The organism is Streptomyces sp. NPDC001970, from assembly GCF_053594115.1.
On the sequence record NZ_JBSFDW010000007.1, the window covers coordinates 124,612 to 142,614 of the forward strand.

Annotated in this window: 14 protein-coding genes and 1 pseudogene; 6 read left to right on the forward strand and 9 right to left on the reverse strand. The window is 71.6% G+C overall.

From position 1 onward, the window contains the following. Nucleotides 1–43: 43 nt before the first annotated feature. The 6 genes from ACWCP0_RS11685 to ACWCP0_RS11710 form a co-directional block, all read right to left on the reverse strand. Nucleotides 44–586 carry a hypothetical protein gene (locus ACWCP0_RS11685; RefSeq protein ID WP_451078645.1) on the reverse strand — a complete coding sequence of 181 codons (543 nt, stop codon included), beginning with the start codon at nucleotides 584–586 and terminating at the stop codon, nucleotides 44–46. Between the two features lie 144 nt (nucleotides 587–730). After that, nucleotides 731–2,761 (reverse strand): M4 family metallopeptidase, encoded by a 2,031-nt coding sequence (locus ACWCP0_RS11690; protein ID WP_451078646.1) that lies wholly within the window; start codon nucleotides 2,759–2,761, stop codon nucleotides 731–733. Nucleotides 2,762–3,174: 413 nt separating this feature from the next. Then, complete coding sequence (locus tag ACWCP0_RS11695; protein ID WP_451078647.1) at nucleotides 3,175–3,900, reverse strand: hypothetical protein; 726 nt, start codon at nucleotides 3,898–3,900, stop codon at nucleotides 3,175–3,177. Nucleotides 3,901–3,950: 50 nt separating this feature from the next. Next, complete coding sequence (locus tag ACWCP0_RS11700) at nucleotides 3,951–4,616, reverse strand: YncE family protein (protein WP_451078648.1); 666 nt, start codon at nucleotides 4,614–4,616, stop codon at nucleotides 3,951–3,953. 3 nt (nucleotides 4,617–4,619) lie between these two features. Continuing rightward, entirely contained in the window at nucleotides 4,620–6,533 is a 1,914-nt protein-coding gene (locus tag ACWCP0_RS11705) for an ABC transporter ATP-binding protein (RefSeq protein ID WP_451078649.1), read from the reverse strand. After that, the gene (locus ACWCP0_RS11710; protein WP_451078650.1) at nucleotides 6,530–8,479 is read right to left on the reverse strand and encodes an ABC transporter ATP-binding protein; all 1,950 of its coding nucleotides are present in this window, start codon (nucleotides 8,477–8,479) and stop codon (nucleotides 6,530–6,532) included. The genes ACWCP0_RS11705 and ACWCP0_RS11710 overlap by 4 nt, the downstream gene beginning before the upstream one ends. Nucleotides 8,480–8,643: 164 nt before the next feature. On the opposite strand from ACWCP0_RS11710, the gene ACWCP0_RS11715 reads away from it, so the two are divergent. Genes ACWCP0_RS11715 through ACWCP0_RS11730 form a run of 4 tightly spaced genes read left to right on the forward strand, consistent with a single transcriptional unit; the run spans nucleotide 8,644 to nucleotide 12,193 of the window. Next, the gene (locus ACWCP0_RS11715) at nucleotides 8,644–9,546 is read left to right on the forward strand and encodes an ATP-binding cassette domain-containing protein (protein WP_451078651.1); all 903 of its coding nucleotides are present in this window, start codon (nucleotides 8,644–8,646) and stop codon (nucleotides 9,544–9,546) included. Nucleotide 9,547: 1 nt separating this feature from the next. Further along, on the forward strand, nucleotides 9,548–10,291 hold the full coding sequence (locus ACWCP0_RS11720) for an ABC transporter permease (protein ID WP_451078652.1): 744 nt from the start codon (nucleotides 9,548–9,550) through the stop codon (nucleotides 10,289–10,291). A 32-nt stretch (nucleotides 10,292–10,323) separates the two neighbouring features. After that, complete coding sequence (locus ACWCP0_RS11725) at nucleotides 10,324–11,562, forward strand: sensor histidine kinase (protein WP_451078653.1); 1,239 nt, start codon at nucleotides 10,324–10,326, stop codon at nucleotides 11,560–11,562. Next, a complete protein-coding gene (locus ACWCP0_RS11730; RefSeq protein WP_451078654.1) occupies nucleotides 11,555–12,193 on the forward strand; it encodes a response regulator in 639 nt (212 codons plus the stop codon). The genes ACWCP0_RS11725 and ACWCP0_RS11730 overlap by 8 nt, the downstream gene beginning before the upstream one ends. A 107-nt stretch (nucleotides 12,194–12,300) precedes the next feature. On the opposite strand, the gene glgX is transcribed toward ACWCP0_RS11730, so the two are convergent. The 3 genes and pseudogenes from glgX to ACWCP0_RS11745 form a co-directional block, all read right to left on the reverse strand. Further along, nucleotides 12,301–14,592 carry a glycogen debranching protein GlgX gene (gene glgX, locus ACWCP0_RS11735; protein WP_451078655.1) on the reverse strand — a complete coding sequence of 764 codons (2,292 nt, stop codon included), beginning with the start codon at nucleotides 14,590–14,592 and terminating at the stop codon, nucleotides 12,301–12,303. After that, a complete protein-coding gene (locus ACWCP0_RS11740; protein WP_451078656.1) occupies nucleotides 14,537–15,046 on the reverse strand; it encodes a zinc ribbon domain-containing protein in 510 nt (169 codons plus the stop codon). Before ACWCP0_RS11740 ends, glgX begins: the two co-directional genes overlap by 56 nt. After that, nucleotides 14,995–15,117, reverse strand: a pseudogene (locus tag ACWCP0_RS11745) (helix-turn-helix domain-containing protein); the annotation flags it as partial. The pseudogene ACWCP0_RS11745 and the gene ACWCP0_RS11740, both read right to left, overlap by 52 nt. A 166-nt stretch (nucleotides 15,118–15,283) precedes the next feature. Here ACWCP0_RS11745 and ACWCP0_RS11750 point away from each other — a divergent pair. Together ACWCP0_RS11750 and ACWCP0_RS11755 are read left to right on the forward strand one after the other, a co-directional pair. Further along, complete coding sequence (locus tag ACWCP0_RS11750; RefSeq protein ID WP_451078657.1) at nucleotides 15,284–16,510, forward strand: Ig-like domain-containing protein; 1,227 nt, start codon at nucleotides 15,284–15,286, stop codon at nucleotides 16,508–16,510. A 200-nt stretch (nucleotides 16,511–16,710) separates the two neighbouring features. Further along, nucleotides 16,711–17,961: a L,D-transpeptidase gene (locus ACWCP0_RS11755; RefSeq protein WP_451078658.1), complete on the forward strand. Its 1,251-nt coding sequence runs from the start codon at nucleotides 16,711–16,713 to the stop codon at nucleotides 17,959–17,961. Nucleotides 17,962–18,003 lie beyond the last annotated feature (42 nt).

The following is an 18,003-nucleotide window of genomic DNA, read 5'->3' on the forward strand; positions in this document are numbered from 1 at the left end:
CACGTTCCCGCCTCCGCCCACGGTTCGGGGGCGCACCGGCCTCTCAGGGCACGGAGAACCGCCGTCTGGCGTGGGAGACCCGCACCCACGCCCGGATCCCGAACCCGGCCCCCGCGAGAGCCGGTCGAGCTCCGGGTTCCACGGACGGCGTCACGTTCCCGCCTCCGCCCACGGTTCGGGGGCGCACCGGCCTCTCAGGGCACGGAGAACCGCCGTCTGGCGTGGGAGACCCGCACCCACGCCCGGATCCCGGACCCGGCCCCGGCGAGAGCCGGTCGAGCACGTCCTTCGTGGTGAGCCGGCCGCTGTCGAAGCACAGCCGGTAGACCGGGTACAGCGCATGGTCGGTCGTCCGGTAGTACACGCACGCGTCCGTCCCCGGCGGTTCGGGCGGCGAGCCGTCGGGCGGGCCGTCCAGCGTCCGGGCGGCATTGGTGAGCGCTTCCTGCACGACGCGGTGGACGGCCCGGTCCACCATGTCCGGCACAGTCCCTGCAGGCGTCCCGTCCTGGGCCGGCTCCACCGCCATCACCGAGGCCCTCGCCCGCGCCACCACGTCCTCGACCGTCTCGCCCGCCGGCACCATCGGCGCGGCGTCACCGTCGGCGCGCAGAACGCCGACGGGTCCTGGCAGCAGACCCGCAAACCTGGCGGAGGGCCGGAAGACACGTGCGGCCGCCCTGGGAGAGCGTCTCCATCCCCCAGGGCGGCCCGTGGTGACGCGTGCGCCTTACGGGAACGTCAGCTTGAAACTGTTGATGTACCCGGTGTCCAGCGCCGCCACATCCTGGACCTTCAGCTTCCACACGCCGTTCGCGACCTCGCTCGACGCGTTCACCGTGTACGTCTCCACGACGTTGTCCGCGGAGTCGCTGCCGCTGGAGTTCTTCAGGCGGTAGGCCGTGCCGTCCGGGGCCAGCAGATCGATGACCAGGTCACCGCGCCAGGTGTGGACGATGTCGACGCCGACCTTGAGCGTGGCCGGCGCATTGCCGGTGCGGCCCGAGACGGTGACCGATGACGTGACCGCCGCGCCGTTGTCCGGGATCGCGACGTCCGCGGCGTTCTCGAACGACGTGCCCGTGTCGCCGCCGGGCCGGGAGCCGACGTTGACCCCGGCCCAGGCGTCCGCGACGGCCTTGTACTCGGCGCTGCTCGCCCCGTACAGCTCGCTCGCGACAGCGAGCGTGCCGGTGCGCGCGCCCGCGTAGTTCGTGCTCGAGTTGAACTTCGTCGTCAGCGCCTTGAACCAGATCAGCGAGGCCTTGTCACGGCCGATGCCGGTGACCGGCAGACCGTCCGACGTCGGCGAGTCGTAGTTCACGCCGTTGACGGTCTTGGCGCCGCTGCCCTCGGAGAGCAGGTAGTACCAGTGGTTCGCCGGGCCGGACGAGTAGTGCACGTCGATGCTGCCGATGCCCGAATACCACGCGTCCTTGGAGGAGCCGTCCTTGCTCGGCTTGTCCATGTAGCGCAGCGGGGTGCCGTTGCCCCGGATGTCGATCTTCTCGCCGACGAGGTAGTCGCCGGCGTCCTGGGGGTTGTTGGCGTAGAACTCGACGGCCGCCGCGAAGATGTCGGACGTCGCCTCGTTGAGGCCGCCCGACTCGCCGCTGTAGACCAGGCCGGCGGTGTTGGAGGTGACGCCGTGCGTCATTTCGTGCGCGGCCACGTCGATGGAGGTGAGCGGCTTGGTGTTGCCGGAGCCGTCTCCGTAGGTCATGCAGAAGCAGCTGTCGGACCAGAAGGCGTTGACGTACGCGTTGCCGTAGTGGACGCGGGAGTACGCGCCGACGCCGTCGCCGCGTATACCGCTGCGGCCGTGCACGTTCTTGTAGTAGTCCCAGGTGAGGGCCGCGCCGTAGTGTGCGTCGGCGCCCGCGGTCTCCAGGTTCTGCGGGGTGCCGTCGCCCCAGGTGTCGTCGGAACCGGAGAAGAGCGTGCCGGTGCCGGAGGTGCCGCGGTTGAGGTTGTACGTCTTGTGGTTGCCGCGGCCGGTGTCGGTCAGGGTGTACGACGGCGCGGTGCCGAGCGTGACCTGGCCGCTGTACATGGTGTTGCCGGTGCCGTTGTGGATCGCCTGCCACTCGTAGAGCTTCTTGCCGGTGGTGGCGTCGGTGACGACGTGCAGCTCGTTCGGGGTGCCGTCGTGCTGGAGGCCTCCGACGACGGTCTCGTACGCGAGCGTCGGCCTGCCCTGGGCCATCCAGACCACCTTGCGCGGGGCCCGGTCGGCGGCGCTCTTCTTCGAGCCCTCGGCCCTGGCGGCGGCGACCGCCTGCTGCTCGGCGGCGGCGGGGGCGACGTCGGCACCGGTGTCGACGTTCTCGAGCGCGGCGGGGGATGCCTTGGTGACGGACTCGGTCCTCCCGGCCTTCGTCTCGGCGACGACCAGGTCACCGCCGAGCACGGGCAGGCCCGCGTAGGTGCGCTCGTAGCGGGTGTGCGTGGTGCCGTCCCGGTCCTGGACGACATCGCGGACGACGAGCTTCTCCTTGGCGCCGAGGCCGAGTTCGGCAGCGGTGGCGGCCTTCGTGGCGTTGGCCTCGCGTATCAGCTCGGCCCGCTGCGCGGGGCTGAGCTGCGCGGGCAGCGCGCCCGGGTCGGCGGCCGTTGCGGCCTGGTTCTTCGGTGCGGCGGCCGGGGCGTCGTCGGCCGCGGTGGCGGAACCGGACTGGACTCCGACGGCGAGCATGGCCGCGGCTGCGAGCAGAGCACCGGTCGCGGTGGCACGACGGCGACGTCTGGGGGTGGGTCTCACGCGGACTCCTTCTGCGAGGGGGGTTACGGGCAGCTGGGTGGGCCACCCGGGCAGAGCGACGGAGCGGGTGCGGAGCATGTGGTGCGGGGATCGTGGGAAGAGTGGCAGCAATGAGCGCCTATGTCAGGGGCGCGTCAACAAGTTGGCCGGAAACCGTCCGTTCCCCGAAAAGTCATGTTCGTTAAGCGGACGTTTCGCCGATCATCACCGCGACGCCATCGAGGAGGCAGGAGGGCCTGAAGGCGAAGGGCGCGCCGGGATCCGGAACGGCGTCGTCCCGGTCGGACGGAGAAGTGGGCAGAGGGTACGCGCCACCCGAGAGGACCGCTGCGGACCGTGACTCGATCCGTGCCGTCCGCCCGTCGGTCGACGGCCCGTGTCCCGGGGCGCGCGGTCCGGCCGGGCGGGCCGGATCAGGCCGTGGGCCTGGGGTCCACCCACAACGCCTCGGCGAGGGCGCACAGTTCACCGTCCGCCGAGGCCAGGGCGACGCCCATCGTGTGCTTGCGGCCCGACTCGTCCTGGAGCCAGGCGTACGAGATGTGCGGCTCGCCCGCGGTCACGGGGCGCAGCAGCGTCCCGGTGAGGGCGGCGGTGACGGCGCCCGGGCGCTGGGTGCCGAGCAGACGGCCCGCCCAGTTGCCGGGGCAGTCCAGCGCGCCCCACACCAGCTCGGGCGGCAGGAGCCCTGCCGCGTCGGCGAGCTCGGGGTCCGGCACCCAGCCGCAGGCCACCAGTGCCCGGCCGGGAACGGGCGTGCAGTGCTGGCGCAGACCGCGGTCGGGCGTACGGTCGAGGCCGCACCCGAAGCAGTCGACGAGACCGGCGGGCGGCGCCGACCGGAACGCCTCGGCCGCGGCCACCGCCTCGCCCCACGACGGCGCGCCGGGCGCGTCGACCCGCAGCTCGGCGGGGACCGCCGTCGCCAGCGGACGCGCGCCCTCTCTCAACTCCGCGCCACCGCCCACCGTTCCGGCGATCCGCACGGGCACCTCCACCGGCACCGGCCCGCGGAAGTCCACCCGTACCGTCTTCGCACCGGACCGCTCCGCGAGCACCCCCGCCACATAGCCGCCGAAGGCGACTCCGGGATAGCCCACGAACAGCCCCGGCACCACGATCGCGTCGCTCGTCGTCATGGTCCCCACCTCACCACACCACGGGCGACTGCCCGTCGGGCCGGTGGCGGTCAGGCGGACGCGCCCTCGCCCTCGCGTTCCCGTCCCATCGGTGTGCAGCACGCGTGCATCCTGAAATCCCCCGGGAGGAGAGAGGTCTGCCGGACGCTCCACCGGATTCCCTGCCTCTTCGCGGGGGTGATCGCCACGCCGGTCGGTCCGTCGCCGACGTCGACGACCGCGTCGCCGCGGGTGTCGATCACGGACACATCGTCCCCGTCGAAGTCGGTGACGAAGACGCGCGCACCGTCCGGAGTGACGGCGATGCCGTTGGGCCCGTCGCCGACGTCCACGGTGTCGATCACCCTGTTGGTGCGGGTGTCGATCACCGGCACATCGCCGGAGCCGAGGTTGGGGACGTAGACCCGGCGGCCGTCCGGAAGCACCGTCACCCCAGCGGGCTCGTCGCCGACCTCGACGGTGTCGATCACCCTGCCGGAGCGGGTGTCGATCACCGGCACATCGCCGGAGCCGAGGTTGGGGACGTAGACCTGGCGGCCGTCCGGAAGCACCGTCACCCCAGCGGGCTCGTCGCCGACCTCGACGGTGTCGATCACCCTGCCGGAGCGGATGTCGATCACCGATACGTCGTCCGAGGTGAGATTGGTGACGTGGATCCGGAAACCGCCCGCGGCGATCGCGAGCCCTCCACCCGCACGGGCCGGCGCGGCGGTCACCCGTCAGACCAGGCTCTCCTGCCACGCCCGGTGCAGTCCCGCGAACCGCCCCGCGCCACGGGTGAGTTCGGCCGGAGTGCCGTCCTCCACGATCCGGCCGTGCTCCATCACCAGCACCCGGTCGGCGATCTCCACCGTCGACAGCCGGTGGGCGATGACCACCGCCGTACGGCCGCGCAGCACCGTGTCCATCGCCCGCTGCACCGCGCGCTCACCCGGAATGTCCAGCGAGCTCGTCGCCTCGTCGAGGATCAGCACCGCCGGGTCGGCGAGCAGCGCCCGGGCGAACGCGACGAGCTGGCGCTGGCCCGCCGAGATCCGGCCGCCGCGTTTGCGCACGTCCGTGTCGTAGCCGTCCGGCAGGCCGCAGATGAAGTCGTGCGCGCCGATCGCCTTCGCGGCCTGCTCGATGTCCTCACGGGTCGCGTCGGGCCGCCCGATCGCGATGTTCTCCGCGACCGTGCCGGAGAACAGGAACGCCTCCTGGGTCACCATCACCACCCCGCGCCGCAGTTCGGGCGTGGCCAGCTCGCGCAGGTCGACACCGTCGAGCAGGACGCGCCCGTCCGTCGGGTCGTAGAAGCGGGCCAGCAGCTTCGCGAGCGTGGACTTGCCCGCGCCGGTCGAGCCGACGACCGCGACCGTCTGGCCTGCCGGGATCGTCAGACCGAAGCGGGGGAGCACCTCGCCGCCGGTGCGGTAGGCGAACCGGACGTCCTCGAACACCACCTCCCGCCCGGGGCCGGCGGCGTCGGAGCGTGCGCGCAGCCGTGCGGGGCGGTCGGACTCCGGCACGGACGGCGTCTGCGCCAGCAGGCCGGCGATCTTCTCCAGAGACGCGCCCGCCGACTGGTACGAGTTGAGGAACATGCCGAGCCGGTCGATCGGGTCGTACAGCCGCCGCAGATACAGCACAGCGGCCGCGAGCACGCCGAGCGCCAGCGTCCCCTCGGTCACCCGGTACGCGCCCCACAGCACGATCCCGGCGACGGCGGTGTTGGCCACCAGACGGGAACCGACGACATAGCGGGCCATCTCCAGCAGCGCGTCGCCGTTGCTGCGGGCGTGCCGGTCGTTCAGCGTCCGGAAGAGCTCGTCGTTCGCGCGCTCACGGCGGAAGGCGCGCACCGGCCGGATACCGTTCATCGTCTCCGCGAACTTCACGATGACGGCGGCGATCGCGGTGGACCGCTCGGCGAACACGACGCCCGCGCGGCGCTGGTAGAGCCGTACGAGCAGGTACAGCGGCACGAAACTGAGGACGGCGAGTCCGCCGATGCCCGGATCCAGCCAGAGCAGCATCGCCGAGATGTAGACGAAGGCGAGGATCACGGCGATGAGCTCCTGGAGCCCCTCGCTGAGGAGTTCGCGCAGCGACTCGACATCCGTGGTGGAACGGGAGATCAGCCGCCCCGAGGTGTACCGCTCGTGGAAGTCCACGCTGAGCGCCTGGGCGTGCCGGAAGATACGGCCGCGCAGATCGAGCAGGACGTCCTGGTTGACGCGGGCGGCGGCGCGGATGAAGGCGTACTGGAACGTGCCGGACGCGATCGCGCACACCGCGTACCCCGCGCCGACCACCACGAGCGGCCCGTGGTCGCCGCGGCGCAGCGCGGGCACGCCGCTGTCGATGGCGTACGCGACGAGCAGCGGGCCCGCCTGCGCGGCGGCCTGCTGCAGGAGCAGGAGGAGCGCGGCGAGGACGACGCGGGCGCGGCGGGGTGCCAGCAGGGACCGCAGCAGCGCTCCCGTGGCGCCGTCGGCAGCAGGGAGCGCGTCCCGGTCGAAGGGATCGCCTCCCGTGTCCGTAGGTCGCGCGCCGGTGCTCCCCGCGTCCGCACGGGCGTCCTCGGCGGAACCGCCGGCCGCGGTGTCCTCGGCGTCCGGCTGCGGCGTCGTGGCCGTCGATGGCGTCATCGGGCTCGCTCCTCGGCATGACTGCCCGACATCAGCCAGGCGTACTCGGTGTTGTCCCGCAGCAGTTCGTGATGGGTGCCGACGGCGGCGATACGGCCGCCCGACAGCAGTGCGACCCGGTCGGCGAGCAGGACCGTGGACGGCCGGTGCGCCACGACGAGGGCGGTGGTGTCCTCCAGGACACGACGCAGCGCGGCCTCCACGAGCGCTTCCGTGTGCACGTCGAGCGCGGACAGCGGGTCGTCGAGCACCAGGAACCGCGGCCGTCCGACGACCGCGCGGGCGAGTGCGAGCCGCTGCCGCTGACCGCCGGAGAGGCTGAGGCCCTGCTCCCCGACCTGGGTGTGGACGCCCTGCGGCAGCGTCGACACGAACCCGGCCTGGGCGACCTCCAGCGCCCGCCGCACCTCCTCTTCCCCGGAGCTCTCGGCGCCCATCCGCACGTTCTCCCCGACGCTCGCCGAGAAGAGCGTCGGCTCCTCGAACGCCATCGACACCAGCAGGCGCAGCTCCTCGCGGGGCATCGCGGCGATGTCCCGCCCGTCCAGCGTGATCCGCCCGCCGGTCACCTCGTACAGCCGAGGTACGAGCGCCGTCAGCGTCGTCTTGCCGCTGCCCGTGCCCCCGACGAGGGCCATGGTCTCTCCGGGGCGGATGTGCAGATCGATCCGCTGCAGTACGGGCACGGAGTGCGCCTCGGCGTCCGGGTAGCGGAATTCGACCCCCTCGAACACCAACCCTTCGCTCGCCCCGCCATGAATTCCTTCGGCAGCCCCTGGCTCGAGCCGGTTGCGCTCGCTGTCGCGGGAGGTCGACGCCGAATCGTTGCCGTCCACGGCGGCCGGCCGGCCTCGGGCAGAAGCCTCGCCACCCGCACTCCCGCTGGGTGCGGGCCCGTCGTCCGCGCCCCCGTGGGGGTGGATCCGGGAGGAGGGCCCGCCCTCCTCCCGTTCCTCTTCCGCGTCCAGGACCTCGAAGTACCGGTCCGTCGCCGTCGCCGCCTCCTGGCTCATCGCGAGCAGGAACCCCATCGCGTCCACCGGCCAGCGCAGGGCAAGGGCCGTCGAGAGGAAGGCGACGAGCGTGCCGGCCGACAGGCTTCCGTCCGCCACCTGCATCGTGCCGGCGACCAGCGCCGCACCGATCGCGAGTTCGGGGACGATCATGATGATGCCGAAGATGCCCGCGAGCAGCCGGGCCTTGACCAGCTCCGTGCCGCGCAGCCGCTCGGTCAGTGCGCGGAAGGCCTTCGCCTGGCTGCGGTGGCGGCCGAATCCCTTGATGATGCGGATGCCGAGCACGCTCTCCTCGACGACCGTCGTCAGATCGCCGACCTGGTCCTGTGCCGTCCGCGCGACCGTCGAGTAGCGCGCCTCGAACCTGGCGATCACGAACACGAGCGGAGCGACCGGCGCCAGCAGGATCAGCCCGAGCGTCCACTGCTGGGCCAGCATGATCCCCGCGCCGACGAGGATCGTCACGCCATTGACCAGCAGGAACGTCAGCGGAAACGCGAGGAACATCCGCAGGAGCATCAGATCTGTCGTCCCGCGCGACAGCAGCTGCCCCGACGCCCACCGGTCGTGGAACGCCACCGGAAGCCGCTGCAGATGCCGGAACAGATCCGCCCGCATCGCGGCCTCGACCCCGGCCAGCGGTCGCGCCACCAGCCAGCGCCGGTACCCGAACAGCACCGCCTCCGCGATGCCGAGCAGCAGGAGATACAGCGCCCCGAGCCACACCCCGCCGGTGTCCCGCTCCGCGACCGGCCCGTCCACCATCCACTTCAGGACCAGGGGGATCACCAGGCTCAGACAGGAGGCGACGACGGCGACGAACGCCGCCGTGAACAGCCGGGCCCGCACGGGCCGAACATAGGGCCAGAGCCGCAGCAGCGAGCGAACGGCTGACCGGTCATCCTTGGTGACTGAATCTGTTCTGGGCATCAGGGGCGAGCCTACGGTTCACCACTGACACCGGCCCACCGAGTTTTTCGGCGACCGTGGCCACGGCGGCGAGGGTCGTACGAGTCCGTCAACCGATCGGCTGATGCGCCTTCGAGCGCGTCGGGCGATACCGCGCCGGGGCGCCTCACCGCACTCTCGTACGCATGGCGATTGTCGAAGTGAACGGACTGCGCAAGTCCTACGGCGGCCGGGCGGCCGTGGACGGGGTGACCTTCGGCGTCGAGGAGGGCGAGATCTTCGGGATCCTCGGCCCCAACGGCGCGGGCAAGACCACGACCGTCGAATGCGTCGAGGGGCTGCGGCTGCCCGACGCGGGCACCGTCCGCGTCGCCGGACTCGACCCGGCGGCCGACCACGACCGCGTCACACGCCTCCTCGGCGCGCAGCTCCAGGAGAGCGAACTGCAGCCGAAGCTGACGGTGCGCGAGGCCCTGGAGCTGTACGCCGCGTTCTACCCGCAGCCCGCCGACTGGCGGCCCCTCGCGGAACGGCTCGGCCTCACCGAGAAGCTCACCACCTGCTTCGCCAAGCTTTCAGGCGGCCAGAAGCAGCGGCTGTTCATCGCGCTCGCGCTGATCGGCAACCCGCGCGTCGTCGTCCTCGACGAGCTCACCACCGGACTCGACCCCCGCGCCCGCCGCGACACCTGGAGCCTGATCGAGGAGGTCCGGGCCGGCGGCGTCACCGTCCTTCTCGTCACCCACTTCATGGAGGAGGCACAGCGGCTCTGCGACCGGATCGCCGTCATCGACAAGGGCAGGATCGCCGCGCTCGACACCCCGACGGGACTGATCCGGCGCACCAGCGGCGCCACCGTCATCTCCTTCACCCCGTCACAGCCGCTCGACGCACGCGAGCTGGCCGCGCTGCCCCAGGCGGCCGACGTCGAGACCAGGGCCGGCCGGGTGGTCGTCCACGGCACCGACGAGACCGCGAACGCCGTGATCACGCTCCTTGCGCGCCACCGCATCACCGCCCATCAGCTGCGCGTCACCGAGGCCACGCTCGACGACGCGTTCCTCGACCTCACTGAGGAGAAGGCCTGACATGCCGTCCCCCGCAACCGCCGTCCTGAGGGCCGAGACCCGGCTCTTCACCCGTGAACCCGGCAGCCTCTTCTGGATCCTCGTCTTCCCCTCCGTCCTGCTCACGGTCATCGGCCTCATCCCCTCCTTCCGGGAGGCTTCCGACGACATCGGCGGCCGCCGCGTGGTCGATCTGTACGTCCCCGTCGCCGTGCTCCTCGCCATGATCATGGCCGGTCTGCAGGCCATGCCGCCCGTCCTCACCGGCTACCGGGAACGCGGCATCCTGCGCCGGATGTCGGTCACACCGGTGCGGCCGGCCGCGCTGCTCACCGCGCAGCTCGTGCTCCACGGAGCCGCCGCGCTGGTCTCGGCGCTGCTCGCCGTCGCCGTGGGGCGGATCGCTTTCGGCGTGGCCCTGCCCGGGCAGCCCGGCGGCTACCTCCTCGGCCTCGTCCTCACCACGGCAGGGGCGCTCGCGCTCGGCGCGACCGTCTGCGCGGTCTCCCGCACGCAGAAGATCGCGACGGCGATCGGCTCTGTCGTCTTCTTCCCGGCGATGTTCACCGCCGGGGTGTGGGTGCCGGTGCAGGCCATGCCCGACATGCTCCGGGACATCGTCCGGTTCACCCCGTTCGGCGCGGCGTCCGAGGCACTGGACCGGGCGGCGGCGGGCGGCTGGCCGAGCTGGACCGCCATCGGGGTCACCGCGCTGTGGACGGCGCTGCTGACCGGTGTCGCGGTCCGCTGGTTCCGGTGGGAGTGAGCCTTCCCCGGCACACGGGGGACACTGGGCGCATGACCACCGCCGAACAGCGCTGGGAACAGTTCCTCCGCCACGGTCCGTACGCCCTGCTCGGCCTCTCCGCCCCGATCGCGGCCGCGACCGCGCCGTCGCTGACGCCCGGCACCGAACGGTACGTGGCACTCGTCCTGCTGCCGGTGGCACTCGCCCTGGAGCTGTGGTGGAGCCGAACCCGGCCCGGGACGCCCGAGTTCGCCGTACCCGCGCGGATCTACTACGCCGTCCGTACCGTCCTCGCGTTCGCGCTCACCTGGCTCAACCCGTTCTTCGCCGTCTACGCCGTTCTCGGCTACTTCGACGCCGGCATCCTGCTGCCGCGCCGCTGGGTCCGCGCCGGGCTTGTCGCCACCGCCGTGACGATGGCGGGCTCGCAGTCCGGCGGGCTCCCGCCGGCGTCGGCGATGAACTGGGTCGCGTTCGGCGCGCTGTTCGCCCTCAACGCCTGTCTTTCGCTCGTCTTCGCCCGGATCGCGGTGGAGGAGGCCGAGAGCGCGCAGCAGAAGGCCGCCACCATCACCGAGCTGGAGCGCATCAACGCCCGTCTGGAGCAGGCCCTGGAGGAGAACGCGGGGCTGCACGCCCAGCTCGTCGTCCAGGCCCGGGAGGCGGGCGTCGCCGACGAAAGGCGCCGGCTCGCCGCCGAGATCCACGACACCCTCGCGCAGGGACTGACCGGCATCATCGCCCAACTGCAGGTGGTCACCGGCACCGATGACCCGCACGTCGCCCGCACGCACGCGGAGCGGGCCGCCGCCCTCGCCCGGCACAGCCTCGGCGAGGCCCGCCGTTCGGTGCAGAACCTCGCCCCGTCCGCCCTCGCCCACGACGAGCTGCCCGTGGCGCTGGAGAAGACCGTCGCCGAATGGTCGGAGCGCAGCGGGGTGGCGTCCCGTTTCATCCTCACCGGGGCCGTGGAGCCCCTGCACGACGAGGTCGCCGCGACACTGCTGCGGATCGCGCAGGAAGCGCTCGCCAACACCGACCGGCACGCCCGCGCGGACCGGGCCGGGGTGACCCTGTCGTACATGGGCGACGAAGTGACGCTCGACGTGCGCGACGACGGGCGCGGCTTCGATCCCCGTGCCCTGCCCGCCCGCACCGGCACGAGCGGTTTCGGCCTGGACGGTATGCGCGCCCGCGCCGCCCGCATCGCCGGCTCGGTCACCGTCGAATCCGAGCCGGGCGGCGGTACGGCGGTCTCGGCTCGCGTACCGTTGGTGCGCCATGGCTGACCGGACCATCTCCGTGCTGATCGTCGACGACCATCCCGTCGTACGGGACGGGCTGCGCGGCATGTTCGAGTCGGCGCCCGGATTCGCCGTGCTCGGCGAGGCCGCCGACGGCGCCGCAGGGGTCGCGCTCGCCGAACGGCTCGATCCCGATGTCGTCCTCATGGACCTGCGGATGCCCGGCGGCGGCGGGGTCGAGGCCATCGCGGAACTCGCCCGCCGCGGCGCCCGCGCCAGGGTCCTCGTCCTCACCACGTACGACACCGACGCGGACACCATCCCCGCGATCGAGGCGGGCGCGACCGGCTATCTCCTCAAGGACGCCCCGCGCGAGGAGCTGTTCACCGCGGTCCGGGCAGCCGCCGACGGACGTACGGTCCTCTCCCCGGCGGTCGCCTCCCGACTGGTCTCCCGCGTCCGCAACCCGGCCCCGCGCGACGAACCCCTCAGCGCCCGGGAACGCGAGGTCCTCGCCCTGGTCGCCAGGGGCACCTCGAACCGGGAGATCGCCGCCGAACTGTTCATCAGCGAGGCCACGGTGAAGACCCATCTCACCCACATCTACGCCAAGCTGGCGGTCAAGGACCGCGCGGCGGCCGTTGCGGCCGGCTACGACCGGGGGATCCTGGGCTGACCGGGCACGCGGGCGCGCCCGCCCCCGCGGGCAGGGGCCGGCCTACGCCGACGCGTCCGCCGGGCCGCCCGCGCGAGGCACCTCCCCGGATGCGGCCGCTCGCGCGGTCACCGCTCGCGCGGTTCCGGCGCGTCGCACACCCGCAGCAGCCACACCGCCCGCGCCGGCACCGTCACCGTCTCGCCGCCCCGGTGCAGCGTGCCCGGCACGGTCGACTGGTCCTCCAGCGAGGTGTCCACGACCAGCTCGTACGCCTCCGCCCACGGCGGACCCGGCAGCCGGAACGGCACCGGCCTGCTCCCCGCGTGCAGCACCGTCAGAAAGCTGTCGTCCGTGACCTGTGCCCCCCGCGCGTCCCGGCCCGGGATGTCCCGGCCCGAGAGATAGAGCGCGACCGTCGACGCCGGCGCGTACCAGTCCTGCTCGGTCATCTCCGCACCCCGAGGGGTGAACCACGCCAGGTCCCGCAGCCCGTCGGCCGTCTGCGGGCGCCCGGAGAAGAACGCTCTGCGCCGCAGGACCGGATGCGCGCTGCGCAGCGCCAGCAGCCGGGACGTCAGCGTCAGCAGCCCGCTCGGCCCCGGCCGGCCGAGCAGCGACCAGTCGAGCCAGCCGACCTCGTTGTCCTGGCAGTACGCGTTGTTGTTGCCGCCCTGCGTACGGCCCATCTCGTCGCCCGCGACGAGCATCGGCACGCCGGTGGACAGCAGCAGCGTCGTCAGGAGATTGCGGATCTGCCGGCGCCGCAGCGCGTTGATCCGCGGGTCGTCCGTCTCGCCCTCGACGCCGCAGTTCCAGGCCCGGTTGTCGTTCGTGCCGTCCCTGTTGCCCTCGCCGTTCGCCTCGTTGTGCTTGCGCTCGTAGGAGACCAGGTCGCGCAGGGTGAAGCCGTCGTGGGCGGTGATGAAGTTGACCGACGCGTACGGCCGCCGCCCGCCCCAGGCGTACAGGTCGCTGGAGCCGGAGAGCCGGTAGCCGAGGTCCCGTACATCGGGCAGCGCGCCGCGCCAGAAGTCCCTCACGGCATCCCGGTAGCGGTCGTTCCACTCCGTCCACAGCGGCGGGAACGCACCGACCTGGTAGCCCCCGTTGCCCACGTCCCACGGCTCGGCGATCAGCTTCACGCGGCGCAGCACCGGGTCCTGGGCGATCACCGCGAGGAAGGGCGAGAGCATGTCGACGTCGTGCATCGAACGGGCGAGCGCCGCTGCGAGGTCGAAGCGGAAGCCGTCGACGCCCATCTCGGTGACCCAGTAGCGCAGCGAGTCGGTGATCAGCCGCAGGACATGGGGCTGGACGACGTGCAGCGTGTTCCCGCAGCCGGTGTAGTCGGCGTACCGGCGGGCGTCGGACTGGAGGCGGTAGTAGCCGCGGTTGTCGATGCCCCGCAGCGACAGCGTCGGGCCCAGCTCGCCGGCCTCCGCCGTGTGGTTGTAGACGACGTCGAGGATGACCTCGATGCCCGCCGCGTGCAGCGCCCGCACCATCCGCTTGAACTCGCCGACCTGCTGCCCGGCCGTCCCCGACGCGCTGTAGGCCGCGTGCGGCGCGAAGTAGCCGATCGAGTTGTAGCCCCAGTAGTTCTTCAGCCTGCGCCGCAGCAGATGGTCCTCGTGGGCGAACTGATGGACCGGCAGCAGCTCGACCGCCGTGACCCCGAGGCGTACGAGATGGCCGATCGCGGCCGGGTGCGCGAGGCCCGCGTACGTACCTCGCAGCTCCTCGGGGACGTCCGGGTGCAGTTTCGTGAAGCCGCGCACGTGCAGCTCGTAGATGACCGAGTCGGCCCACGGAGTCTTGGGCCGCCGGTCGTCGGCCCACTCGTCGTCGGGCGCGTCGTCGTGGACGACGACGCCCTTCGGGACGAAGGGTGCCGAGTCCCGGTCGTCGCGCACGGTGTCGGCGACATGCTGCTGCGGCCAGTCGCGCACATGCCCGTACACCTCGGGTGGCAGCGTGAAGTCGCCGTCGACGGCCCGAGCGTACGGGTCGAGGAGCAGCTTCGCGGGGTTCCAGCGGGCGCCGGTCCACGGGTCCCAGCGGCCGTGCACCCGGAAGCCGTACCGCTGCCCGGGCCGTACGCCGGGTACGAAGCCGTGCCAGATCTCGTGCGTCAGTTCGGTCAGTGGCGCCCGGGTCTCGACGCCCCCCTCGTCGAACAGGCACAGCTCGACCGCTTCCGCCCCGCCCGCCCACAGCGCGAAGTTGGTGCCCGCGACCCCGTCGGGCCCCACCCGGAAGCGGGCACCCAGCGGCGTCGGCGCCCCCGGCCAGACCTCGGGGCCCTGCCCCTGGACGCCGGCCTCCCTGCGCCGTCCGTTCAGCGCGGGGCGCCGCCCCACTTCAGGGGACGGCAGCCCCCCTTCCCGCACTGCCTCCTGCTCGGCTGCGCTCGACACGTGTCGGCCTCCCGCGGCTCGTCGGGCCACTCCCGCTGTGGGCACGCGGCGTCCCGGCCGCTGCTCTCCGAGCGTGGTCCTCCCACCTGTTCTGCCCGCGCTGTGCTACTCCCAACTTGACTTCTCCCCCTCGTTGATGAGGAGGATTCTCACGGCTCGCGCTGTGAGGCTTTCTGCTTCGTCGCCGACCGCCCGCGCGGAGTTCTCCGTTGAGGTCTACACCGGCTCCACAGACTGTCACCGCCGGCCCGGCGGCCAGAAGGTTGTTCGCTGAGTTCACGTCCCGGTCGTGGGTCGTGCCGCAGCTGTCGCACGTGCAGGTGCGGACGTTCAGCGTCATAGCCTCCGCGAGGGTGCCGCAGTGGGAGCACAGCTTGGACGAGGGGAACAAGCGGTCTACGCCCACGCCTCCGTACGGGCGGCGAGCGCCATGTTGTAGACCTTCCGCACGCACCCGAATGTCCGGGCAAGCTCAGCGGCCTGCGCTGGAGTCGGGTAGAAGCGGTACCTGAACGCCCGCTTCACATGCGGTCATGCTCACACACTTGTGAGCGACCGCGGGCTGTTGCTGATGCCCGAGACCGAGGATGTCCTCCAGAGGGCTCGATGACGCACGCTCACGTACCCCTACGAGGGGGGCGGTCGTTGGGTGGGACGAGCTGTGTCTCTGCGACCCCACGAGGTGGACCCTGTGAGCAACGCGGTGAAGCGGACGAAGGCCACACTGGCCGCCGCCCTCGTCTGGACAGGACTGCTGGCCGGGCTGACCGGCTGCACCGGCGGTGGGCTGGACCTCAGCGGCAAGCCGCGGTCGGGCAACGACGCCATCAGGATCACCCCCGAAGACGGCACGAAGCGCGTCGCGGCCGACGGGAAGCTGGAGGTGAAGCTGCCGAGCGGGCGGCTGGAGCGGGTCAAGGTCACCCAGATCGAGGACGCCCAGCCGGTCGAGATTCCCGGCAGGATCTCGGTGGACGGGCTGAGCTGGCGGCCCGACCCCGGCACCCGCCTCGCGCTGGCGGCCAAGTACCGGGTCGACGCGATCGCTCTCGACTCCCACGGCCGCCGCTCGGCCCGGCACACGACCTTCACGACCCTGGTTCCCGAGCGCCACTTCATCGGCTACTTCAATCCGGAGAACCGCTCCACCGTGGGCACCGGAATGATCGTCTCGTTCGTCTTCAACCGGCGGATCGAGAACCGGGCGGCCGTCCAGCGCGCCATCGGCATCAAGGCCGATCCGCCGGTGGAGGTCGTCGGTCACTGGTTCGACGGGCAGCGGCTCGACTTCCGCCCGCGCGACTACTGGAAGCCGGGTGCCAAGGTCACCGTCGATCTGCGGCTGCGCGATGTGGAGGGCGCGCCGGGCGTGTTCGGCATCCAGCGCAAGACCATCACCTTCACCGTGGGCCGCTCGCAGATCTCCACGGTCGATGCGCGCAACCACACGATGGAGGTACGCCGAGACGGCAAGCTGCTGGCGACCCTGCCGATCACGGCCGGGGCGAGGAAGACGACCACGTACAACGGCAAGATGGTGGTCAGCGAGATGTTCGACGTGACCCGGATGAACGGGGCCACCGTCGGCTTCCGGAACAAGAAGGGCAAGAGCGAGTACGACATCAAGGACGTGCCGCACGCGATCCGGCTCACCACCTCGGGCACCTTCCTGCACGGGAACTACTGGGCGGACGAATCCGTCTTCGGTCGTAAGAACGTCAGCCACGGCTGTGTCGGACTGCGCGATGTGCAGGGCGGCAGCCAGGACGCCCCGGCCGGGTGGTTCTTCGACCGGACGCTGATCGGGGACATCGTGGAAGTGGTCAATTCCCCTGACCGGATGGTCGATCCCTGGAACGGCCTGAGCGGCTGGAACATGGACTGGGAGGAGTGGAAAGCCGGTTCGGCGCTGAGCTGACCCCGCTGACCTGCATGGTCCGCACCGGTCCTGGACATGTTGGGACTGAACGGTGACATCCGTGGGGAGTTACCACGGCTCGCGGTGTGATTATCTAACGCCAGGCGCGCAGGGAGCGCGCGTGGGGGTAGTGGCCCGGTCATGCGCCGGGCTCCACGGGCCGTGGCGGGGCCAGGCCGTGCGAGGGGAGAAAGCCAATCGTGAACGGGCAGCCGATATCGGGGGCATCGGCCGGGATACGCGGTGGACGCGGACGCGGCAGCAGGGGTGTGCTGGCCCTGGTACTGGGGGCGTTGCTGCTTCTGGTGGCGGCATGCGGGGGCGGGGACTCCGACAAGGGCAGCGACGACAAGGGCAAAAAGGACAGCGGCAAGGTCGGCACCACCGCCTCGCAGGCGGTCGTGACCATCGCCCCCAAGGACGGTGCGTCCTCGGTCGCCACCAGCGGCGCCCTCAAGGTGACGGCCGACAAGGGGAAGCTGACCGCGGTCACCGTCCAGGACGACAAGGGCAACAAGGTCGAGGGCAAGCTGGCCGCGGACGGCGCCGCCTGGGAGCCGCTGGCGCACCTCGCCGCGGCCACCAAGTACAAGGTGCACGCGGTCGCCAAGGACGCGGAGGGCCGTGAGTCCGCGAAGGACACCACCTTCACCACCCTCGTCCCGAAGAACACCTTCGTCGGCCACTACACGCCCGAGGCCGGCTCCACTGTCGGCGTCGGCATGCCGGTCTCCATCAACTTCACCCGTGGCATCACCAACCCCGAGGCCGTCGAGAACGCCATCGAGGTGACCGCTGAGCCGTCGGTCCCGGTCGAGGGCCACTGGTTCGGCAACGACCGGCTCGACTTCCGCCCGGAGAAGTACTGGGCGGCGGGTACGAAGGTGACGGTCAAGCTCAACCTGGACGGCGTCGAGGGCCGGCCCGGGGTGTACGGCAAGCAGGCCAAGTCGTACTCCTTCACCATCGGCCGCAGCCAGGTCTCCACCGTGGACGCCAAGGCCCACACCATGAAGGTCGTGCGGGACGGCAAGCTCATCAAGACCGTCCCGATCACCGCGGGCGCCCCGTCGACGACGACGTACAACGGCCAGATGGTCATCAGCGAGAAGTACAGGGTGACCCGGATGAACGGCGCCACCGTGGGCTTCGGCGGCGAGTACGACATCAAGGACGTGCCGCACGCGATGCGCCTGTCCACCTCCGGCACCTTCATCCACGGCAACTACTGGGCCTCGTCCGGCACCTTCGGCTCGGCGAACGTCAGCCACGGCTGTGTGGGGCTGCGGGACGTGCGCGGCGGCTGGGACAAGAACGCCCCGGCGGCCTGGATGTACAGCAACTCGATCATCGGCGACGTCGTGGTCGTGAAGAACTCCAAGGACAAGCAGATCGCCCCGGACAACGGCCTGAACGGCTGGAACATGTCCTGGGCGGAGTGGACCAAGTAGGACGTACGGACGTACGCGTGAACGGGCCCGGTGCTGTGACGG